General features: G+C 74.7%; 15 protein-coding genes. 8 read left to right on the forward strand and 7 right to left on the reverse strand.

Translation table 11 applies throughout. The features are described from left to right. Positions 1 to 142 precede the first annotated feature (142 nt). The gene (locus tag CSPHI_RS11240; protein WP_075693352.1) at positions 143 to 1,000 is read left to right on the forward strand and encodes an SDR family NAD(P)-dependent oxidoreductase; all 858 of its coding nucleotides are present in this window, start codon (positions 143 to 145) and stop codon (positions 998 to 1,000) included. Here CSPHI_RS11240 and CSPHI_RS11245 read toward each other — a convergent pair. From CSPHI_RS11245 to CSPHI_RS11265, 5 genes are all read right to left on the reverse strand, one after another. Then, positions 997 to 2,523, reverse strand: coding sequence for an SDR family oxidoreductase (locus tag CSPHI_RS11245; RefSeq protein ID WP_075693354.1), 1,527 nt, complete (start codon positions 2,521 to 2,523; stop codon positions 997 to 999). The two genes, CSPHI_RS11240 and CSPHI_RS11245, sit on opposite strands and share 4 nt — an antisense overlap. 45 nt (positions 2,524 to 2,568) lie before the next feature. Next, positions 2,569 to 4,407: a phosphoenolpyruvate carboxykinase (GTP) gene (locus CSPHI_RS11250; RefSeq protein WP_075693355.1), complete on the reverse strand. Its 1,839-nt coding sequence runs from the start codon at positions 4,405 to 4,407 to the stop codon at positions 2,569 to 2,571. Positions 4,408 to 4,519: 112 nt separating this feature from the next. Then, complete coding sequence (locus CSPHI_RS11255; RefSeq protein ID WP_075693357.1) at positions 4,520 to 4,906, reverse strand: hypothetical protein; 387 nt, start codon at positions 4,904 to 4,906, stop codon at positions 4,520 to 4,522. Then, positions 4,906 to 5,871: a hypothetical protein gene (locus CSPHI_RS11260; protein ID WP_075693359.1), complete on the reverse strand. Its 966-nt coding sequence runs from the start codon at positions 5,869 to 5,871 to the stop codon at positions 4,906 to 4,908. The genes CSPHI_RS11255 and CSPHI_RS11260 overlap by 1 nt, the downstream gene beginning before the upstream one ends. Further along, a complete protein-coding gene (locus CSPHI_RS11265; protein WP_075693361.1) occupies positions 5,856 to 6,308 on the reverse strand; it encodes a hypothetical protein in 453 nt (150 codons plus the stop codon). The genes CSPHI_RS11260 and CSPHI_RS11265 overlap by 16 nt, the downstream gene beginning before the upstream one ends. Before the next feature lie 120 nt (positions 6,309 to 6,428). On the opposite strand from CSPHI_RS11265, the gene trmB reads away from it, so the two are divergent. From trmB to CSPHI_RS11295, 6 genes are all read left to right on the forward strand, one after another. Then, positions 6,429 to 7,199 (forward strand): tRNA (guanosine(46)-N7)-methyltransferase TrmB, encoded by a 771-nt coding sequence (trmB, locus tag CSPHI_RS11270; protein WP_075693363.1) that lies wholly within the window; start codon positions 6,429 to 6,431, stop codon positions 7,197 to 7,199. Then, positions 7,196 to 7,849, forward strand: coding sequence for an NYN domain-containing protein (locus tag CSPHI_RS11275; protein ID WP_075693365.1), 654 nt, complete (start codon positions 7,196 to 7,198; stop codon positions 7,847 to 7,849). Before trmB ends, CSPHI_RS11275 begins: the two co-directional genes overlap by 4 nt. Before the next feature lie 3 nt (positions 7,850 to 7,852). Beyond that, positions 7,853 to 10,384, forward strand: a complete 2,532-nt coding sequence (locus tag CSPHI_RS11280; RefSeq protein ID WP_075693367.1) for an MMPL family transporter — start codon at positions 7,853 to 7,855, stop codon at positions 10,382 to 10,384. After that, positions 10,384 to 11,487 carry a lysylphosphatidylglycerol synthase transmembrane domain-containing protein gene (locus CSPHI_RS11285; RefSeq protein ID WP_075693368.1) on the forward strand — a complete coding sequence of 368 codons (1,104 nt, stop codon included), beginning with the start codon at positions 10,384 to 10,386 and terminating at the stop codon, positions 11,485 to 11,487. Before CSPHI_RS11280 ends, CSPHI_RS11285 begins: the two co-directional genes overlap by 1 nt. Next, positions 11,484 to 11,882 carry a DUF3054 domain-containing protein gene (locus tag CSPHI_RS11290; protein WP_075693370.1) on the forward strand — a complete coding sequence of 133 codons (399 nt, stop codon included), beginning with the start codon at positions 11,484 to 11,486 and terminating at the stop codon, positions 11,880 to 11,882. Before CSPHI_RS11285 ends, CSPHI_RS11290 begins: the two co-directional genes overlap by 4 nt. A gap of 137 nt (positions 11,883 to 12,019) precedes the next feature. Continuing rightward, positions 12,020 to 12,793, forward strand: a complete 774-nt coding sequence (locus tag CSPHI_RS11295) for a hypothetical protein (RefSeq protein WP_075693372.1) — start codon at positions 12,020 to 12,022, stop codon at positions 12,791 to 12,793. A gap of 9 nt (positions 12,794 to 12,802) precedes the next feature. Here the strand turns inward: CSPHI_RS11295 and CSPHI_RS12565 are convergent, their stop codons facing one another. Further along, entirely contained in the window at positions 12,803 to 13,426 is a 624-nt protein-coding gene (locus CSPHI_RS12565) for a TM2 domain-containing protein (protein WP_075693374.1), read from the reverse strand. Positions 13,427 to 13,514: 88 nt separating this feature from the next. Then, complete coding sequence (locus CSPHI_RS11305) at positions 13,515 to 14,120, reverse strand: NINE protein (protein ID WP_157118548.1); 606 nt, start codon at positions 14,118 to 14,120, stop codon at positions 13,515 to 13,517. 210 nt (positions 14,121 to 14,330) lie between these two features. Between CSPHI_RS11305 and CSPHI_RS11310 the strand changes: the two genes are divergently transcribed. Further along, positions 14,331 to 15,818 carry a peptide MFS transporter gene (locus CSPHI_RS11310; RefSeq protein WP_075693378.1) on the forward strand — a complete coding sequence of 496 codons (1,488 nt, stop codon included), beginning with the start codon at positions 14,331 to 14,333 and terminating at the stop codon, positions 15,816 to 15,818. Positions 15,819 to 15,850 lie beyond the last annotated feature (32 nt).

A 15,850-nucleotide genomic window follows, 5' to 3' on the forward strand; every position in this document is an offset into this window, starting at 1 on the left:
CCGACCGGGGTTCGCCTTCCCCGGGGCGGATCGGGGGGAAAACACGCGGCGGCGCCGGGTAACCCCTATCGTTTCGGATACCGAACCCCGGAATCCCTCCGGGCCCCCGATCGGCCGGTGACGGCCGGAACAGGAGCACCCCATGCGCACCCCGAACACGGTCGCCATCACCGGGGCGGCCCGCGGCATCGGCCGCGCCACCGCCGGAGCCTTCCTCGCCGCCGGCGCCGATGTCGCGATCGGCGATCTCGACGCCGCCGCCGCCGAGCGGACCGCCGCCGAGCTCGCCGCCGCCCACCCCGGGCGGGTCGTGCTCGGCCTCGGCCTGGACGTCGCCGACCCCGCGTCGATGGCCGGGTTCCTCGACGCCGCCAAGGAGGGCCTCGGCGGCCTGGACGCGGTGGTCAACAACGCCGGGATCATGCCCACCACCGTCTTCGCCGAGGAGCCCGCGGAGCTCAGCGACCAGATCATCGACGTCAACCTGCGCGGGGTGGTGCACGGCACCAAGGCGGCGCTGCAGCGGCTCTCCCCGGAGGGGGTGGTGGTCAACGTCTCCTCCCAGGTGACCAACCTGCCCGCCCCGGCGCTGGCCACCTACACCGCCACCAAGGCCGGGGTGCTCGGCCTCGACGAGGCCCTGGGCCGGGAGCTGGCGGCCGCCGGCTCCCGGATCCGGCTGATGGCGGTGCTGCCCGGGATCATCCGCACCGAACTGTCCGCCGGCTCCAACCACCGCCGCTGGCTGGACCCGGTGCTGGTCGCCGACCCGGAGCAGGTCGCCGCCGCGATCGTCGCCGGGGTGCGCCGGCGGCGGCGCCGGGTGGCGGTGCCCGCCATCCTCGGGCCGGCCACCGCGCTGCTGCGCGCCCTGCCGTACCCGCTGCGCCGGGCCGCGGAACGCGCCCTCGGCCTGGACGTCTCCTTCACCGCCGCCGATCCGGCGGCCCGGGCCCGCTACCACGCCCGGATCGACGCCGCCCGCGCCGCCGCGGACTAGGCCGCGGCGCGGCGCCGGGCCTCGGCGAGCACCCCGCGGGCCATCGCCGGGAAGACCAGCCCGTGGAAGGGGTACACCGCCCACCAGTAGGCCCGGCCGATCAGGCCCCGCGGCACGTACACCGCGGTCTGCCGGTAGCGGGTGCCCCCGGCGCCGTCCGGGTCCACCTCCAGGATCAGCCAGCCGGCGCCGTCCAGGCGCATCTCCGCGCGCAGCACCAGCCGCCGGCCCGGCCGGATCTCCTCCACCCGCCACCAGTCCACCCGGTCGCCGACCGCCAGCCGGCGCGGATCCCGGCGGCCGCCCAGGCCCGGGCCGCCGATGAGCGCGTCCAGGATCCCGCGCAGCCGCCACAGCCGGGGCGCGGAGTACCAGCCGGCGTCGCCGCCGATGCCCTCCACCACCTCCCACACCAGCGCCGGGTCCACCCCGGCGGTCTCCTCCCGCTGGTCCCGGTACACGGTGTGCCCGGACCAGCCCGGATCGCCGGGGGCGGAGGCCGCGGCATCGCCGCCGCGCCGCCAGGAGCCGTCCCAGCTGGTGGGCACCCCGCCGCCAAGCTCCCGGGCCAGGGCCCGGGCCACCGCGGTGCGGTAGTCCGCCAGGCCCCCGGGCGGATCCGGGATGAGCTCCCGGATGGAGCGCTCCTCGCATACCGCGTCCTCGGCCATGGACTGCGCCAACGGCACCGCCAGGGCTGCCGGCACCGGGGTGACCAGGCCGATCCACGCCCCGGAGAGCCCGTCGACCGGCAGCGGCCAGGGCAGCGCCACCACCCGCCGGGTCAACCCCACCGCCTCCGCGTAGCCGCGCAGCAGATCCGCGAAACGGTAGGACACCCCGCAGCCGATGTCGCAGGAGCGGTTCACCGGCTCCCCGAGATCCGCCGCCCCCACCAGGTAGTGCAGGCAGTCCCGGATGGACAGCGGCTCGATCCGGTTGCCGATCCAGCGCGGGGCGATCATCAGCGGCAACCGCTCGGCGAGGTGCCGGATGATCTCGAAGGAGGCCGAGCCGGAGCCGATCAGGGTCGCCGCGCGCAGCACCAGGGTGGGCGTCGGCGCCTCCAGCAGGATCCGGGCCACCGCCTCCCGGGAGCGCATGTGCTTGGACAGCTCCCCGGCGGCCCGGGTGCGCGGGTGCAGCCCGGAGAGGTACACGATCTGGCGCACCCCCGCCGCGGCGGCGGCCTCGGCGATGACGCGGGCGACCCGGGCCTCGGCGGCCTCGAAGTCCTCCTCCGCCCCGGCCATGGAGTGCACCAGGTAGAGCACCACGTCCACCCCGGCCATCGCCGCGGCGGTGGCCCCCGGATCGGCGAGGTCCGCCTCGGCGCGCTCCACCCGATCCGCCCAGTCGAAGCGGTCCAGGTTGGCGGCCCGGCGGGAGCAGGCGCGGACGGTGAACCCGGCCTCCAGCAGGGCGGGGATGACGCGACCGCCGACGTAGCCGGTGGCCCCGGTGACGAGCACCCGCCGACCCGGGTGGTGGGCGGGTGCGACGGGGGGCGGTGCTTCGTTCATCCCCCGATACTACCCCCGATCGGGGCGGGGGGAGGGGGCCGGGGGCTACTTCTTGCCCTCGAGCTTGTCGGCGACCCGCTGCTCCAGGGCCCGGAACTGGTCCCAGACCTCCTGCGGGATCTCGCCGAGGGACTTCAGCCACTCCTCGTTGTCGGCCAGGTCGCCCTGCCACTTCTCGGCCGGGGCGCGCAGCGCCTCCTTGACGTCCTCCAGCGGGGTGTCCAGGCCGGTGAGGTCCAGATCCTCGGCGTTGGCGGTGTAGCCGACCACGGTCTCGCGGGCGTCGACCTTGCCCTCGATGCGCTCGGTGATCCACTTCAGCACCCGGGAGTTGTCGCCGAAGCCGGGCCACAGGAAGCGGCCGTCCTCGCCGCGGCGGAACCAGTTCACCAGGAACACGGCCGGCATCTTGTCGCCGCCCTTCTTGCCCATGGCGATCCAGTGCCGCAGGTAGTCGCCCACGTTGTAGCCGATGAAGGGCAGCATCGCCATCGGGTCATGGCGCAGCGAGCCGACCTTCGCCTCCGCGGAGGCGGCGGTCTGCCCGGAGGCCAGGGTGGCGCCGATGAAGGTGGCGTGGTTCCAGTCGAAGGCCTGGGTGACCAGCGGCACCGTGTCCGGGCGACGGCCGCCGAAGAGGATCGCGTCCACCGGCACGCCCTTGGGGTCGTTGAACTCCGGCGCGGCCACCGGGCACTGCGCGATCGGGGTGCAGTAGCGGGAGTTCGGGTGGCTGGACGGCTCATCGGAGTCCGGGGTCCAGTCGTTGCCCTTCCAGTCGATGGCGTGATCGGGCTTGTTCTCCATGCCCTCCCACCACACGTCGCCGTCGTCGGTGAGCGCGACGTTGGTGAAGATGGTGTTGCCCGGCTCCATGGTCTTCATGGCGTTCGGGTTGGAGTCGTAGTTGGTGCCCGGGGCGACGCCGAAGAAGCCGTTCTCCGGGTTCACCGCGTAGAGCCGGCCGTCCTCGCCGAACTTCAGCCAGGCGATGTCGTCGCCGACGACCTCGGCGGTCCAGCCCTCGATGGTCGGGGTGATCATCGCCAGGTTGGTCTTGCCGCAGGCGGAGGGGAAGGCGGCGCAGATGTGGTACGCCTTGCCCTCCGGGCTGGTCAGCTTGAGGATGAGCATGTGCTCGGCCATCCAGCCCTCCTCCTCGGCCATCACCGAGGCGATGCGCAGCGCGTAGCACTTCTTCGCCAGGATCGCGTTGCCGCCGTAGCCGGAGCCGAAGGAGATGATGTCCTTCGACTCGGGGAAGTGGGTGATGTACTTCTCGTCATTGCAGGGCCAGGTGGAGTCCTCCTCGCCCGGCTCCAGGGGCGCGCCCACGGAATGCAGGGCGTGCACGAACTCGCCGTCCGGGCCGATCTTGTCCAGGGCGGCCTTGCCCATCCGGGTCATGATCCGCATGGAGAGCACCACGTACTCGGAGTCGGTGAGCTGCACGCCCAGCTTCGGCTCCGGGTCGTCGATGGGGCCCATGCAGAAGGGCACCACGAACATGGTGCGGCCCTTCATGGAGCCCTCGAACAGGCCGTTGAGCTTCTCCCGCATCTCCTTCGGATCCGCCCAGTTGTTCGTCGGGCCGGCGCCCTCCGGGGTCTCCGAGCAGATGAAGGTGCGCGACTCCACGCGGGCCACGTCCGCCGGGTTGGAGCGGGCCAGGAAGGAGTTCGGCCGCTTCTCCTCGTTCAGCCGGATGAAGGTGCCCTTCTCCACCAGGTCGGTGGACAGGCGATCCCACTCCTCCTCCGAGCCGTCGCAGAACACGACCTTGTCGGGGGTGGTGAGTTCGGCGACCTCTGCGATCCAGCGCAGCAGTTCCTCGTTCTCGGTGGGGGCCTGACCCTGCAGGCCGGGGATGGCGCGTGCGGACATGGGTGCTCCTGACTTGTCGGTTTCCGGTTTAATACCAGGCTACCGACGTCAGCCCGTTCCTGCCGCCGGTCCGGGGTGAGAGGCGGGCCACACCGGCGCCACCCCCGCCGGCTCACCCCCGGCCGTGCGGGTCCAGCCGCCCCCAGTCCCCGGCGTCCCAGGCCCCGTGGTCCGCCGCGGCGCCCTCGCCGCCGTCGGCCGCCGGATCCGACCAGGTCCGCCAGGTGCCGTCGAAGAGCACCGTGGTGACGTGATCCACCGCCCCGTCGCCGTCCCGGTCCGCGTAGATGCTCAGGCCCCGGTCATCGGCGAGGGTCACCGAGGCCCCCGGGTCCCCGGGGTCGCCGAGATCGAACCAGGCGTCGCCGACCCGCACCACCATGCCCGCCGCCCCGGCCGCCCCCGGGTCCACCGGGGTGGCCCCGGCCAGCCCGCAGGGATCCTCCGGACCCGGCCCCGGATCCGGGTCGAGGCCCATGCCGCCGTCCATCGGGTCCATCAGGCCGCCCCCGTCCCGGCCCCGCCGAGGGCCGCGGCGAGCTGCCCGGCCCGCCACGCCGGGGGCGGCGCCGCCGCGGCGGCCTCCGCCAGCTCCGCGGTCCAGCGGGTGCGCAGCCGCAGCACCTGCTCCCCCGCCCAGCGGGTGCGCAGCGCCGCGGCCCGGCGCGCCCGGGTGCCGGCCACCGCGGTGGCCGCCAGCACCGCCCCGGCGGCCACCCCGGCAGCCCCGGTCACCCCCGGGTCGGCGCCGAGCGCGGCCAGCGGGGCGACCAGCAGCCGGCCCGCCCCGGTGGCGGCGCCGAGGGTGAGCAGCGCCACCGCCGCATCCGCGGGCTGGCCCGCCCGCGGCGGCGCCGGCGCCGGCGGGCAGGCCGGGGCGGGGGCGCCGAGCTCCGCGCCGAGGGCCACCGCGGCCCGCCGGGCGGCCGCGTCGAGATCCTCGGCCCGGCGCAGCCGGGCCGGTTCCGGGGCGACCCGGGCCAGGGCCGCGGCGATCGCCTCCGGCACCCGGCGGGCCCGGGCCGCCGCCGCGCGGCGGGCCGCCTCCGCCCGCCGCACCCGCTCCAGCTCCGCCCGGCGGGCGAGCAGCCCCCGGCGCAGCTGCGCCGGGGTGGGCGCGACCGGGTCGGCGGGCGCGGCGTCGATGAGCGCCAGCTCCCCGGCCAGGTCCGGCCCGATCCCGGCCACCGGCACCTGGTCGGGGGCCGCGGCCCGCCAGGCCGCGGCCACCGCCGCATCGGGTTCCGCCGCCCCCGGCGCGCAGAGCGCCACCGCGCAGCGCCCGGTGGCCGCGGATACCGCGGCCACCAGCTCCACCGCGGCGGGCGCCGGCGGCACGGTCGCGTCCACGGCGATGAGCACGGTGGGCCGCCGGCCCGGGTCCACGTGCACCCCGGCCGCGCGCAGCGCCGCCCGGTCCGCCCAGCCGGCGGCCGGCCCGGTCAGGCTCACCCGCACGGCCACAGCAGCTCCTCCAGCCCGGCCCGGGAGCCCGGGTGCGCCGCGGCGATCCCGGCCAGGCCCCGGCGCAGCCGGTCCGCCCGGGCGCCGGGGTCGGCGAGCCGCCCGGCCAGCTCCGCGCGCAGCCCCGCCACGTCCGCCCCCGGCGACCGGGCGAGGAGCTCCCCGCCGCGGGCCCGGGCCGCCGGGTCGTGGCTGAGCCGCACCACCGCGTCCGCGTCCACCCGGCCCACCGGACCGGGATCGGCGAGCGCGGCGAAGCCCGCCCCGTCGAGCGCCGCGGCCAGCGCCGCCACCTCCGGCGCCGCCTCCCCGCGCACCGCCACCAGCGGCCGGGCCAGCTCCTCCAGCAGCCCGGCGACGGCCACCGCCGCCGGGTCCGCCACATCGGCGCCGGCGAGCCAGTCCACCGCCGCCCGATGGGTGTCGTCCTCGTCCATGATCCCCCCTTCCGGCGGGCGCCCGGGGCGCCCGCGTGATCGGGCACAGTAGAACACGACCCGCCGGAGTCGGCAACGGGATTGCCCGCCGGCCCGGGATCTGGTGGACAATGGGCCGCGATGAGCACCTCCGAGACCACCCCCAAGGGCGCCCTCCCCTACGGCCGCCCGCCGCAGACCGAGTTCGACGACGGACTGGACTACCCGCGCATCGGCGGGGTCAGCTTCCGCCGCGGCACCCTCACGCCCAATCAGGCGGCGCTGTGGGAGGAGCACTGGGACCGGGTGGGCCGCACCCTGTCCGACGAGGTCATCGACCCGGAGCGGTGGTTCGGCCGGCCCGGGCCGACGATCCTGGAGATCGGCTCCGGCACCGGCACCTCCACCGTGGCGATGGCCCCCCGGGAGGCCGATCACAACATCATCGCCGTGGAGCTCTACCGGCCCGGGCTGGCGAAGCTGCTCGGCGCCATGGTGCGCGGCGGCGTGGACAACATCCGGCTGGTCCGCGGCGACGGGGTGGAGGTGCTGCAGCGCATGATCGCCCCCGGTTCGCTGGCGGGGGTGCGGGTGTTCTTCCCCGACCCCTGGCCGAAGGCCCGGCACCACAAGCGCCGGATCCTGCAGTCCGGCACCCTGCGCCTCATCGCCTCCCGGCTCGCCCCCGGCGGGGTGCTGCACGCCGCCACCGACCACGCCGGCTACGCCGAGTGGATCGAGGACCTGCGCGAGGTGGAGCCCGCCCTGGAGCCGATGGACTGGCCCTGGCCGGAGTGCCCCATCCTGCTGGACCGCCCCACCACCAAATTCGAGCGCCGCGGCCTCGGCCTCGACCACGAGATCCGCGAATTCGTCTGGCGCCGCCGCGCCGGGGAGGAGCCCGCCCGATGAACCGGCACGCCTACGCCGCGCACCCGCAGTCGCAGCCCACCCTGCTGCTGGTCTGGGACGGCCCGAACCTGGACATGGGCCTGGGCGCCATCCTCGGCGCCCGGCCCACCGCCAGCCACCGGCCCCGCTTCGACGCGGTGGGCCGCTGGCTGATCGGCCGCACCCGCCGCCTGGCCGATGAGCGCGGGGAGGCCGTGGAACCGGAGGCCACCGTGTTCACCAACATCGCCCCCGGTGGCGGCGAGGTGGTGCGCCCCTGGGTGGAGGCGCTGCGCAACGTCGGCTTCGCGGTGTTCGCGAAACCGAAGACCGACGAGGACTCCGACGTCGACCCGGACATGATCGCGCATATCCGGCGCCGCCGCGAGGAGGGCGTGCTGCGCGGGGTGGTGGTCGCCTCCGCGGACGGGCAGAACTTCCAGCCGCTGCTGGAGACCCTGCACGCCGAGGGGCTGCCGGTGACCGTGCTCGGCTTCCGGGAGCACGCCGCCTGGGCGGTGCAGCACGGGCAGCTGGAGTTCGTGGACCTGGAGGACATCGAGGGGGTGTTCCGGGAGCCGCTGCCGCGCCTGGACCTGGACTCGCTGCCCGCCGAGGGCGCCTGGCTGCAGCCCTTCCGACCGCTGACCGCCCTGGTCGAGGAGCGCTGAGCCATGTTCCAGCGCTGGGGTCGATTCGCCTGCCGGCACCGGGTGGCCATCCCGGTGCTCCTCATCGCCGCGATCGCGGCGCTCTACCTGCTCGCCGGGACGAAGCTGCCGGACCGGCTGGACCAGGAGGGCTGGGACGACCCCGGCTCCGATTCCACCGCCGCCGCCCGGCTCGAGGAGGAGGTCTTCGGCCGGGACGACTCCGGGGACGTGATCGTGCTGGTCGACGCCCCCGAGGGGACCACCGTCGACGATCCGGCGCTGGGCGCGGCGGTCACCGCCCACCTGGAGCGGGTGCGCGCCGCGCATCCGGAGGCGGTGGCGCATATCACCAGCTACTTCGAGGGCCGGGCGGCGCCGCTGGCCACGGCCGACAAGAGCACCGCCTTCGCCGCGATCGGCCTGGCCGGCACCGGCAACGAGGTGCTGTGGAACTACCGGGAGATCGAGGACGATCTGCTCGACTCCGGGGATCTGGACCTCGAGATCGCCGGGGCCACCCCCATCGCCGGGGCCCTGGACGAGGGCATGGCCGGGGACATCTCCCGCGCCGAGCTGATCGGGCTGCCGATCGTGGCGGTGCTGCTGCTCATCGTCTTCGGCGGGGTGGTCGCCGCGGCGATGCCGTTGAGCGTGGGCGTGCTGTCCATCGCCGGCTCCCTGGGCATCCTCTCCCTGCTCGCCGGGGTCACCCAGGTCAACGCCTTCGCCCAGTCCGTGGTCACCCTGCTGGGCCTGGGCCTGGCCATCGACTACGGGCTGTTCATGGTCTCCCGCTTCCGGGAGGAGCTCGCCGAGGGGGTGCCGGTGCCCGAGGCGGTGGCCAACACCACCGCCACCGCCGGCAAGACCGTGGTGTTCTCCGCGGCGATGGTGGCCGTGGCCCTGTCCGGGCTGCTGCTGTTCCCGCAGGCCTTCCTCAAATCCGTGGCCTATGGCGCGATCAGCGCCGTGGGCCTGGCCGCGCTGCTCTCCCTGGGCCTGCTGCCCGCCCTGTTCGCCCTGCTGGGCACCCGGATCGACGCGCTGTCGGTGCGCCGGGCCGGGCGCAGCCGGGAGCAGGCGATGGCCTCCTTCTGGGGCCGGGTGCCGCAGTGGGCGATGCGCCGGCCGAAGCTCAACACCATCATCATCTCCCTGGTGCTGCTGGGGCTGTCCCTGCCGCTGTTCGGGATCCGCTTCGGCGGGATCAACGAGACCTACCTGCCCCCGGCCAATGAGACCCGGGTGGCCCAGGAGCGCTTCGACGAGCTCTTCCCCACCATGCGCACCGACCCGGTGAAGCTGGTCATCCGCGATGGCGGGGACCCCCGCGCGGTGGGCGAGGTCTACCGGCGGGCCAACGAGATCCCGGGGCTCACCGGCCGCTTCCAGGTCACCCGGCCCACCACCGAGGGCGTCACCGTGCTCTCCGCCGGGCTGGAGAGCCGCGACTACGCCGCCGCGGTGGTGGACCGGCTGCGCGCCATCGACCCCCCCGGGGAGGCGGAGGTGCTGATCGGCGGCACCCCGGCGATGGAGGTGGAGTCCATCGAGGCGCTGTTCGACCGGCTGCCCGCGATGATCGGCTACATGGTGCTGGCCACCTTCATCCTGATGGCCCTGGTCTTCGGCTCGGTGATCCTGCCCGCCAAGGCGGTGATCATGACCACCCTGGGCCTGGGCGCCACCCTGGGCGTGCTCACCCTGCTCTTCGTCGACGGGATCGGCGCGGATGCGCTCGGCTTCACCCCGGGGCCGCTGATGAGCCCGGTGCTGGTGCTCATCATCGCGATCATCTACGGGCTGTCCACCGACTACGAGGTGTTCCTGGTCTCCCGGATGGTGGAGGACCGCCAGGCGGGGGCGGAAACCGATCACGCGGTGCGCTTCGGCACCGCGAACACCGGCGGGATCATCACCGCCGCGGCGGCGATCATGATCGTCGTCGCCGGCGCCTTCGGCTTCTCCGACATCGTGATGATGAAGTACATCGCCTTCGGCATGATCGCGGCGCTGCTGCTCGACGCCACCGTGATCCGGCTGCTGCTGGTGCCGGCGGTGATGAAGCTGCTGGGCCCGGACTGCTGGTGGGCCCCGGGCTGGGTGCAGCGCGCCTCGGCGATGCTCGGCCACGGCTCCGAGGTGCGCCGGCACCCCGCCCCCGGGCACCCGGCCGACGACGGGGGCGACGCCGGCGGCGCGGACCCGGACCCGGAGGGGGTGCGGGACGCCTGGTTCCGGGATCTGCCCGCCGAGGCGGACACCCGGCTGCTGCACGCCACCCCCGCCTACCTCGGCGCCTCCGGCGCGGACGATGACGGCGACCCGGCGCGCACCGCCGCCGACGCCCGGGCCGCGGCCCGGGCCGCCGCCACGGCCGCCCCGGCGCCCCGGGAGCCGCACCGCGGCCCGGTCCACGAGGCCGAGCTCGTCGACGAGGACGGGGACGAGCGCGGGGAGCACGGGCCCGGCTCCGGGGGGCTCAGCGTGCACGAGATCCAGCTGCGCCTGGAATGGGAGCGCCGGGGCGAGCTGGGCCGCGGGGAGGGCTGATGGGGGCGCGCTCCCTGTGGCGGCGCGGCAGCCGCGCCGCCGCCCACCCGGCCGCCCGGATCGCGCTGCTGGCCGTGCTCGGCCTCGCCGCGGCCTGGTTGATCTACGCCAACCGGGGCTTCATCGCCGAGGGCTGGCGCACCATGCTCACCGCCGATCCCGGCTGGGTGGGGGTGTCGGTGGCGGCGCTGGCGCTGTCCATGTTCGCCATGGCCGAGGTGATGCGGCTGCTCTTCCGCGCCGCCGGGGTCGACGCGGCGACGGTGCGCGCCACCAACGCGCTCACCCTGGCCTCCAACGCCTGGTCGGTGTCGGTGCCCGGCGGGGTGGCCTTCTCCACCGCGCTGCAGGTGCGCCGGCAGCTGAAATGGGGCGCCTCCGCGGTGGTGGTCAGCTGGTTCGTGGTCTTCTCCGGGGCGCTGAGCTCCCTGGGCCTGGCCGCGCTGGCGGTGGCCAGCCTGTTCTTCATCGGCGGCGCCCCCGCCCCGGGCCGGCTGGTGGCCGCCCTGGCCGGGATGGCCGCGCTGACCGGGCTGCTGTGGTGGTTCTCCCGCACCACCGCCCCCCTGGAGCGGGTGGCGCTGTGGGCCCTGGCCGGGGTGAACCGGCTGCGCCGGCGGCGCCGCAACGCCGGCGCCCGCCGGGTGCGCGACACCATCGCCCAGCTCACCGAGGTCCGCCTGCCGGCCTGGCGGATGGCGGTGGTCTTCGGCTGGTCCCTGCTCAACTGGGTGGCCGACGTGGTCTGCCTCTACGCGGCGGTACGCGCCATCGGGGTCGTCGACGTCTCCGCCACCGCGGTGCTGCTCGCCTTCGTCACCGGCAAGGTCGCCGGGCTCATCCAGGCCACCCCGGGCGGGGTCGGCCCGGTGGAGGCGGTGCTCACCACCACCCTGGTGGCCGCCGGGATGGTCGCCACCGACGCCTTCGCCGCGATCCTGGTCTACCGGGCGGTGTCCCTGGTGCTGCCCGCGGCGGTGGGCTGGGCGGTGTTCGCGATCGGCTTCGGCGACGAGGATCCCAGGCGCCGGGGCGATACCATGGACCGGGATCCGGCGCCGCCGGGCCCCGCACCCGCCACATCCGATGAAGGAGCCCCATGACGCCCCGCGCCCGCACCACCAACCCCGCCGCAGTCCTGGCCATGGACGCCGCCGCGCTGCTGCTCTTCGCGCTGCTCGCCCGGATCGCGCACAACTCCCCCGAACTCCCCCTGAGCCTGCCCGGGGTGCTCAGCACCTGGTGGCCCTTCCTCATCGGCGGCCTGATCGGCGGCGCCGTGGTGCTGGGCATCCGCCGCCCGGCGGCGGCGGTGAGCCCCTCCGGGATCATCGTGTGGATCATCGCCGTCGTGGTCGGCCTGGGCATCTGGGGCATCCGGCACGGGCAGGTGCCGCATATCTCCTTCATCATCGTCGCCTCCACCACCTCGGCGATCCTGCTGCTCGGCTGGCGGGCGATCGCCGCGGCCAGCGCCCGGCGCGCCGCCCGGCGCTGACCCCGCCCCACCCCCGACGCACCCCGGCAAACGGGGAATGGTCCCCGCGGGCCTCGCCCGCGGGGATCGCGCGCGCTTAGGGTCCCCCTCGGACGCGGCCGCCGGCCGCACCTCATCCCCCGAGAAAGGCGATCCGCATGGCGAACTCCGATATCCACCTGGCCCCCGGCGAAACCGGTGTGCTGGCCAAGCACTTCAGCCCGAACCTGCTGCTGTTCTGGCTCAAGAGCAATATGACGGTGACCAACCGCCGGTTGGCGATCAAGGCCCCGAACACGGTGCTCGGCGTGATCCCGCTGGGCTACGAGGAGCGCAGCGTGCCGATGGGCGCCATCGCCGGGGTCACCGCCTCCATCGCGGTGAAGGTCGGCCGGCTGATCGGCTTCGGCCTGCTCGCCCTGTTCTGCCTGCTCATGGTCGGCGGCGCCGAGGGCGGCGGCGCCAAGTTCTTCTTCCTGCTCCTCACCCTGCTCTTCGGCGCGATGGCGGCGAACGGGATCGTCTCGAAGCTCACCATCACCAACTCCGGCGGCGGCACCACGGAGGCCACCGTGTCCTTCCTGGAGCAGGGCAAGCTGGAGACCTTCCAGCGGCAGCTTAACGAGTACGTCTACTCCGCCGGCCCTGCCGGCCAGTCCTGGCAGCAGGCCGGGGCGCAGGGCAACTACGGCAACCCGGAGCTGCAGGGCAACGCCCAGTCCCAGTGGGGCGGCAACTACGGCGCCCCCGGCCAGGCCCCGATGGGCCAGCCCGGCCAGCCGCCGATGGGCCAGCAGGGGTTCCCGGGCCAGCCCGGTCAGCCCGGCCAGCCCGGTCAGCCCGGTCAGGCCGGTCAGCCCGGTCAGCCCGGTCAGCCCGGTCAGCCCGGTCAGCCGCCGATGGGCCAGCCGGGGCAGCCGGGCCAGGCCTAGGCCGCGGATTCAGACGAGCGGCCGGCCGAAGGCGTCGGTCTCGTAGCCCCCGGAGCCCATCAGAATCAGGATGAACTCGATGAACACCCAGATTCCCAGGGCGAAGATGCCGAGGGCGCCGATGCCGAAGAGGATCGTCACCAGGGAGAACACCCACAGCCCGAGCTGGAGCCCGCCACGCAGCGAGTAGCCCAGGTAGAAGTTGTGCGCCCCGAAGCCGCCGAGGAAGAAGGCGAGCAGCGCGGCGGTCGCCTTCGACTTCGGTGGCCCCATGGGGGCCTGCACGTTGACGTTGACCTGCTGCATGGGCGTCGACCCGTAGGGGGTCTCCGGTCCCTGCCCGTACTGCGGCTGCTGGTACTGCGTCTCCTGGCCATACTGCGGTTGCTGGTACTGGGGCTGGGCGTGCTGGGGCTGGGTGTACTGGGGCTGGGTGTACTGCGGCTGCGGGGCCGGGGCGGGCTGCTGCGGCCGCACCGCCGGCGGCTGCGCGGCGGGCTGCGCCTGGGCCGGGGGCACCTGCCGGAACCCGGAGGCCGCCGGGCGCGCCTGCGCCGGGCGGCCGACCCGCCGCACCGGCGCCGGGCCGTGGGGGTTCTGGCCGGGTCCGCCCTGGGGGTTGGGGGTGGTCATGATCATCTCCTGCGGTCGATGTCCGGCTCCCCTGCGGAGCCGTCGTGAATGGGACGCGCCGGCGGCCGGAATGTTCCCGGCCGCCCCCTCAGCCCACCCCGCCGGCCGGCCCGATCGGCTGCGGCCGCAGCTGCCCCCGGTAGCCGCCGGCGCCGGCGAGGATCAGGATCAGCTCCACGATGACCCAGAGGGCCACCGCCGGGGCCACGCCGAGGACGGCCAGCGGCATCAGCCCGATTTTGAGCAGCACCGGGTAGGCCACCAGGGTGAGCGCGGCCTGCCCGGCGGCCCGGCCGTAGTGGCTGAGGTAGAGGTTGTGCCCGCCGAAGCCGCCGAGGAGGAGGCAGAGCAGGACCGCGATCCCCTTCGACTTCGCCGGCGGGGCGTAGGGGCGGCCGTCCACGCCGAGGTGCACCTCCCCCACCCCGGCCGCCGGCTGCCCCGGGTGCCCGCCGGCCGCGGCGGCCGGGACCGGCGCCGGTCCCCCGTGCCCGGCCGGGGCCGCCGGCGCCGGGGCGGGCGCCCCGGGCGGCGGCACCTGCCGGAAGGTCTTCGCCGGGGTGGCCGCCCGCGCGGGGCGCGTCGGCGCCGGCCGAGCCGGCTGCTCCGGCGGCACCTGCCGGAAGGTCTTCGCCGGGGTGGCCGCCCGCGCGGGGCGCGTCGGCGCCGGCCGGGCCGGCTGCTCCGGCGGCACCTGCCGGAAGGTCCGCGGCGCCGATCGCCGCACCTGATCCCCTGATTGCGATGTCCCGTCCATTCCGGCCTCCCGCCATGATCGACTCCGGCCCCGGGCGGGGCCATTCGCCGATGGGACGCGGCCGGGGGCCGCGATGTTCCGGGGGATGTGCGGTGAATCGCGTACCCCGTTGCGTATCGGCGCAATCGGCAAGGCAGAATCGGGGGCATGTCATCACGCGCGCAGGCCCGGCCCGATGCGGGACCGGCCCCGGAACGAACCTTCTTCGGCCAGCCCTGGGGCCTGGCCAACCTCTTCGGCGTCGAGATGTGGGAGCGGTTCAGCTTCTACGGCATGCAGGGCATCCTGGTGTTCTACATGTACTACGCCGCCGGCGAGGGCGGCCTCGGCATGGACAAGGCCGCGGCGACCTCCATCGTCGGCGCCTACGGCGGCCTGGTGTACATGGCCGCCCTGGTGGCCTCCCTGGTCGCCGACCGGATGCTCGGCTCGGAGCGCACCCTGTTCTGGTCCGCGGTGCTGGTCATGTGCGGGCACATCTCCCTGGCGGTGCTGCCCAACACCCTCGGCCTGGCGATCGGCCTGGTGGCCATCGCGGTGGGCTCCGGCGGGGTGAAGACCTGCGCCTCGGTGGTGCTCGGCCAGCTCTACGGGCGCGCCGACACCCGCCGTGACGCGGGCTTCTCCATCTTCTACATGGGCGTCAACATCGGCGCCCTGTTCGGCCCGCTGCTCACCGGCTGGCTGTGGGGCATGAAGGGCTTCCACTGGGGCTTCGGCCTGGCCGCGGTGGGCATGGCCGCGGGCCTCGTCCAGTACATCCTGATGCGCAAGACCACCATCGGCGCCGCCGGGCACGAGGTGCCCAACCCGCTGCGCCCGGCCGGCTACGCCCTGTGGGCGGCGGTCGCGGTGGTCGTGGTCGGCGCCTGCATCGCGCTCATCGCCACCGGGGTGGTCGCCCTGGAGCAGCTGTCCACGGTGGTCACCGTCGCCGCGCTGGTCGCCGCGGTGGTGCTGTGGTGCCAGATGTTCTTCTCCCCGCTGACCACGAAGGTGGAGCGCTCCCGGCTGCTCGGGTTCATCCCGATGTACGTCTCCGGGGTGCTGTTCTTCGGCATCTTCCAGCAGCAGTTCACGGTGCTGGCGATCTACGCCGATGTGCGCCTGGACCGGCACCTCGGCGGCTGGGAGCTCTCGCCGGCGTGGATCCAGTCCTTCAACCCGCTGTTCATCATCATCTTCTCCGGCATCTTCGCCGCGGTGTGGACGAAGCTGGGCGACCGCCAGTGGTCCTACCCGGTGAAGTTCGGGGTGGCCAACGTGATCATCGGGGTGAGCCTGTTCTTCTTCCTGCCCTTCGCCGGCGGGGGCGAGAACTCCACCCCGCTCTACGCCATCGTGTGGATCCTCTTCCTGTTCACGATGGGCGAGCTGATGCTCTCCCCGGTGGGCAACTCCCTGGCCACGAAGGTGGCCCCGGCGGCGTTCCCCTCCCGGATGTTCGCGGTGTGGCTGATGGCGGTGGCCATGGGCACCTCCCTGGCCGGCACCCTGGCCGGGTTCTACAACCCGGAGGACGCCTCCGCGGAGCGCGCCTTCTTCATCGTGCTCGGGGTGGCCTCGATCGCCCTGGGCGTGGTGCTGCTGGCGCTGCGCGGCTGGGTGCTGCGCCGCTTCGTCGACGTGCGCTGAGCGCCCCCTGCGCCGCCGGCCCCCGCCGTTCC

Origin of the sequence: Corynebacterium sphenisci DSM 44792, from assembly GCF_001941505.1 — a bacterium.
Taxonomy (GTDB): domain Bacteria; phylum Actinomycetota; class Actinomycetes; order Mycobacteriales; family Mycobacteriaceae; genus Corynebacterium; species Corynebacterium sphenisci.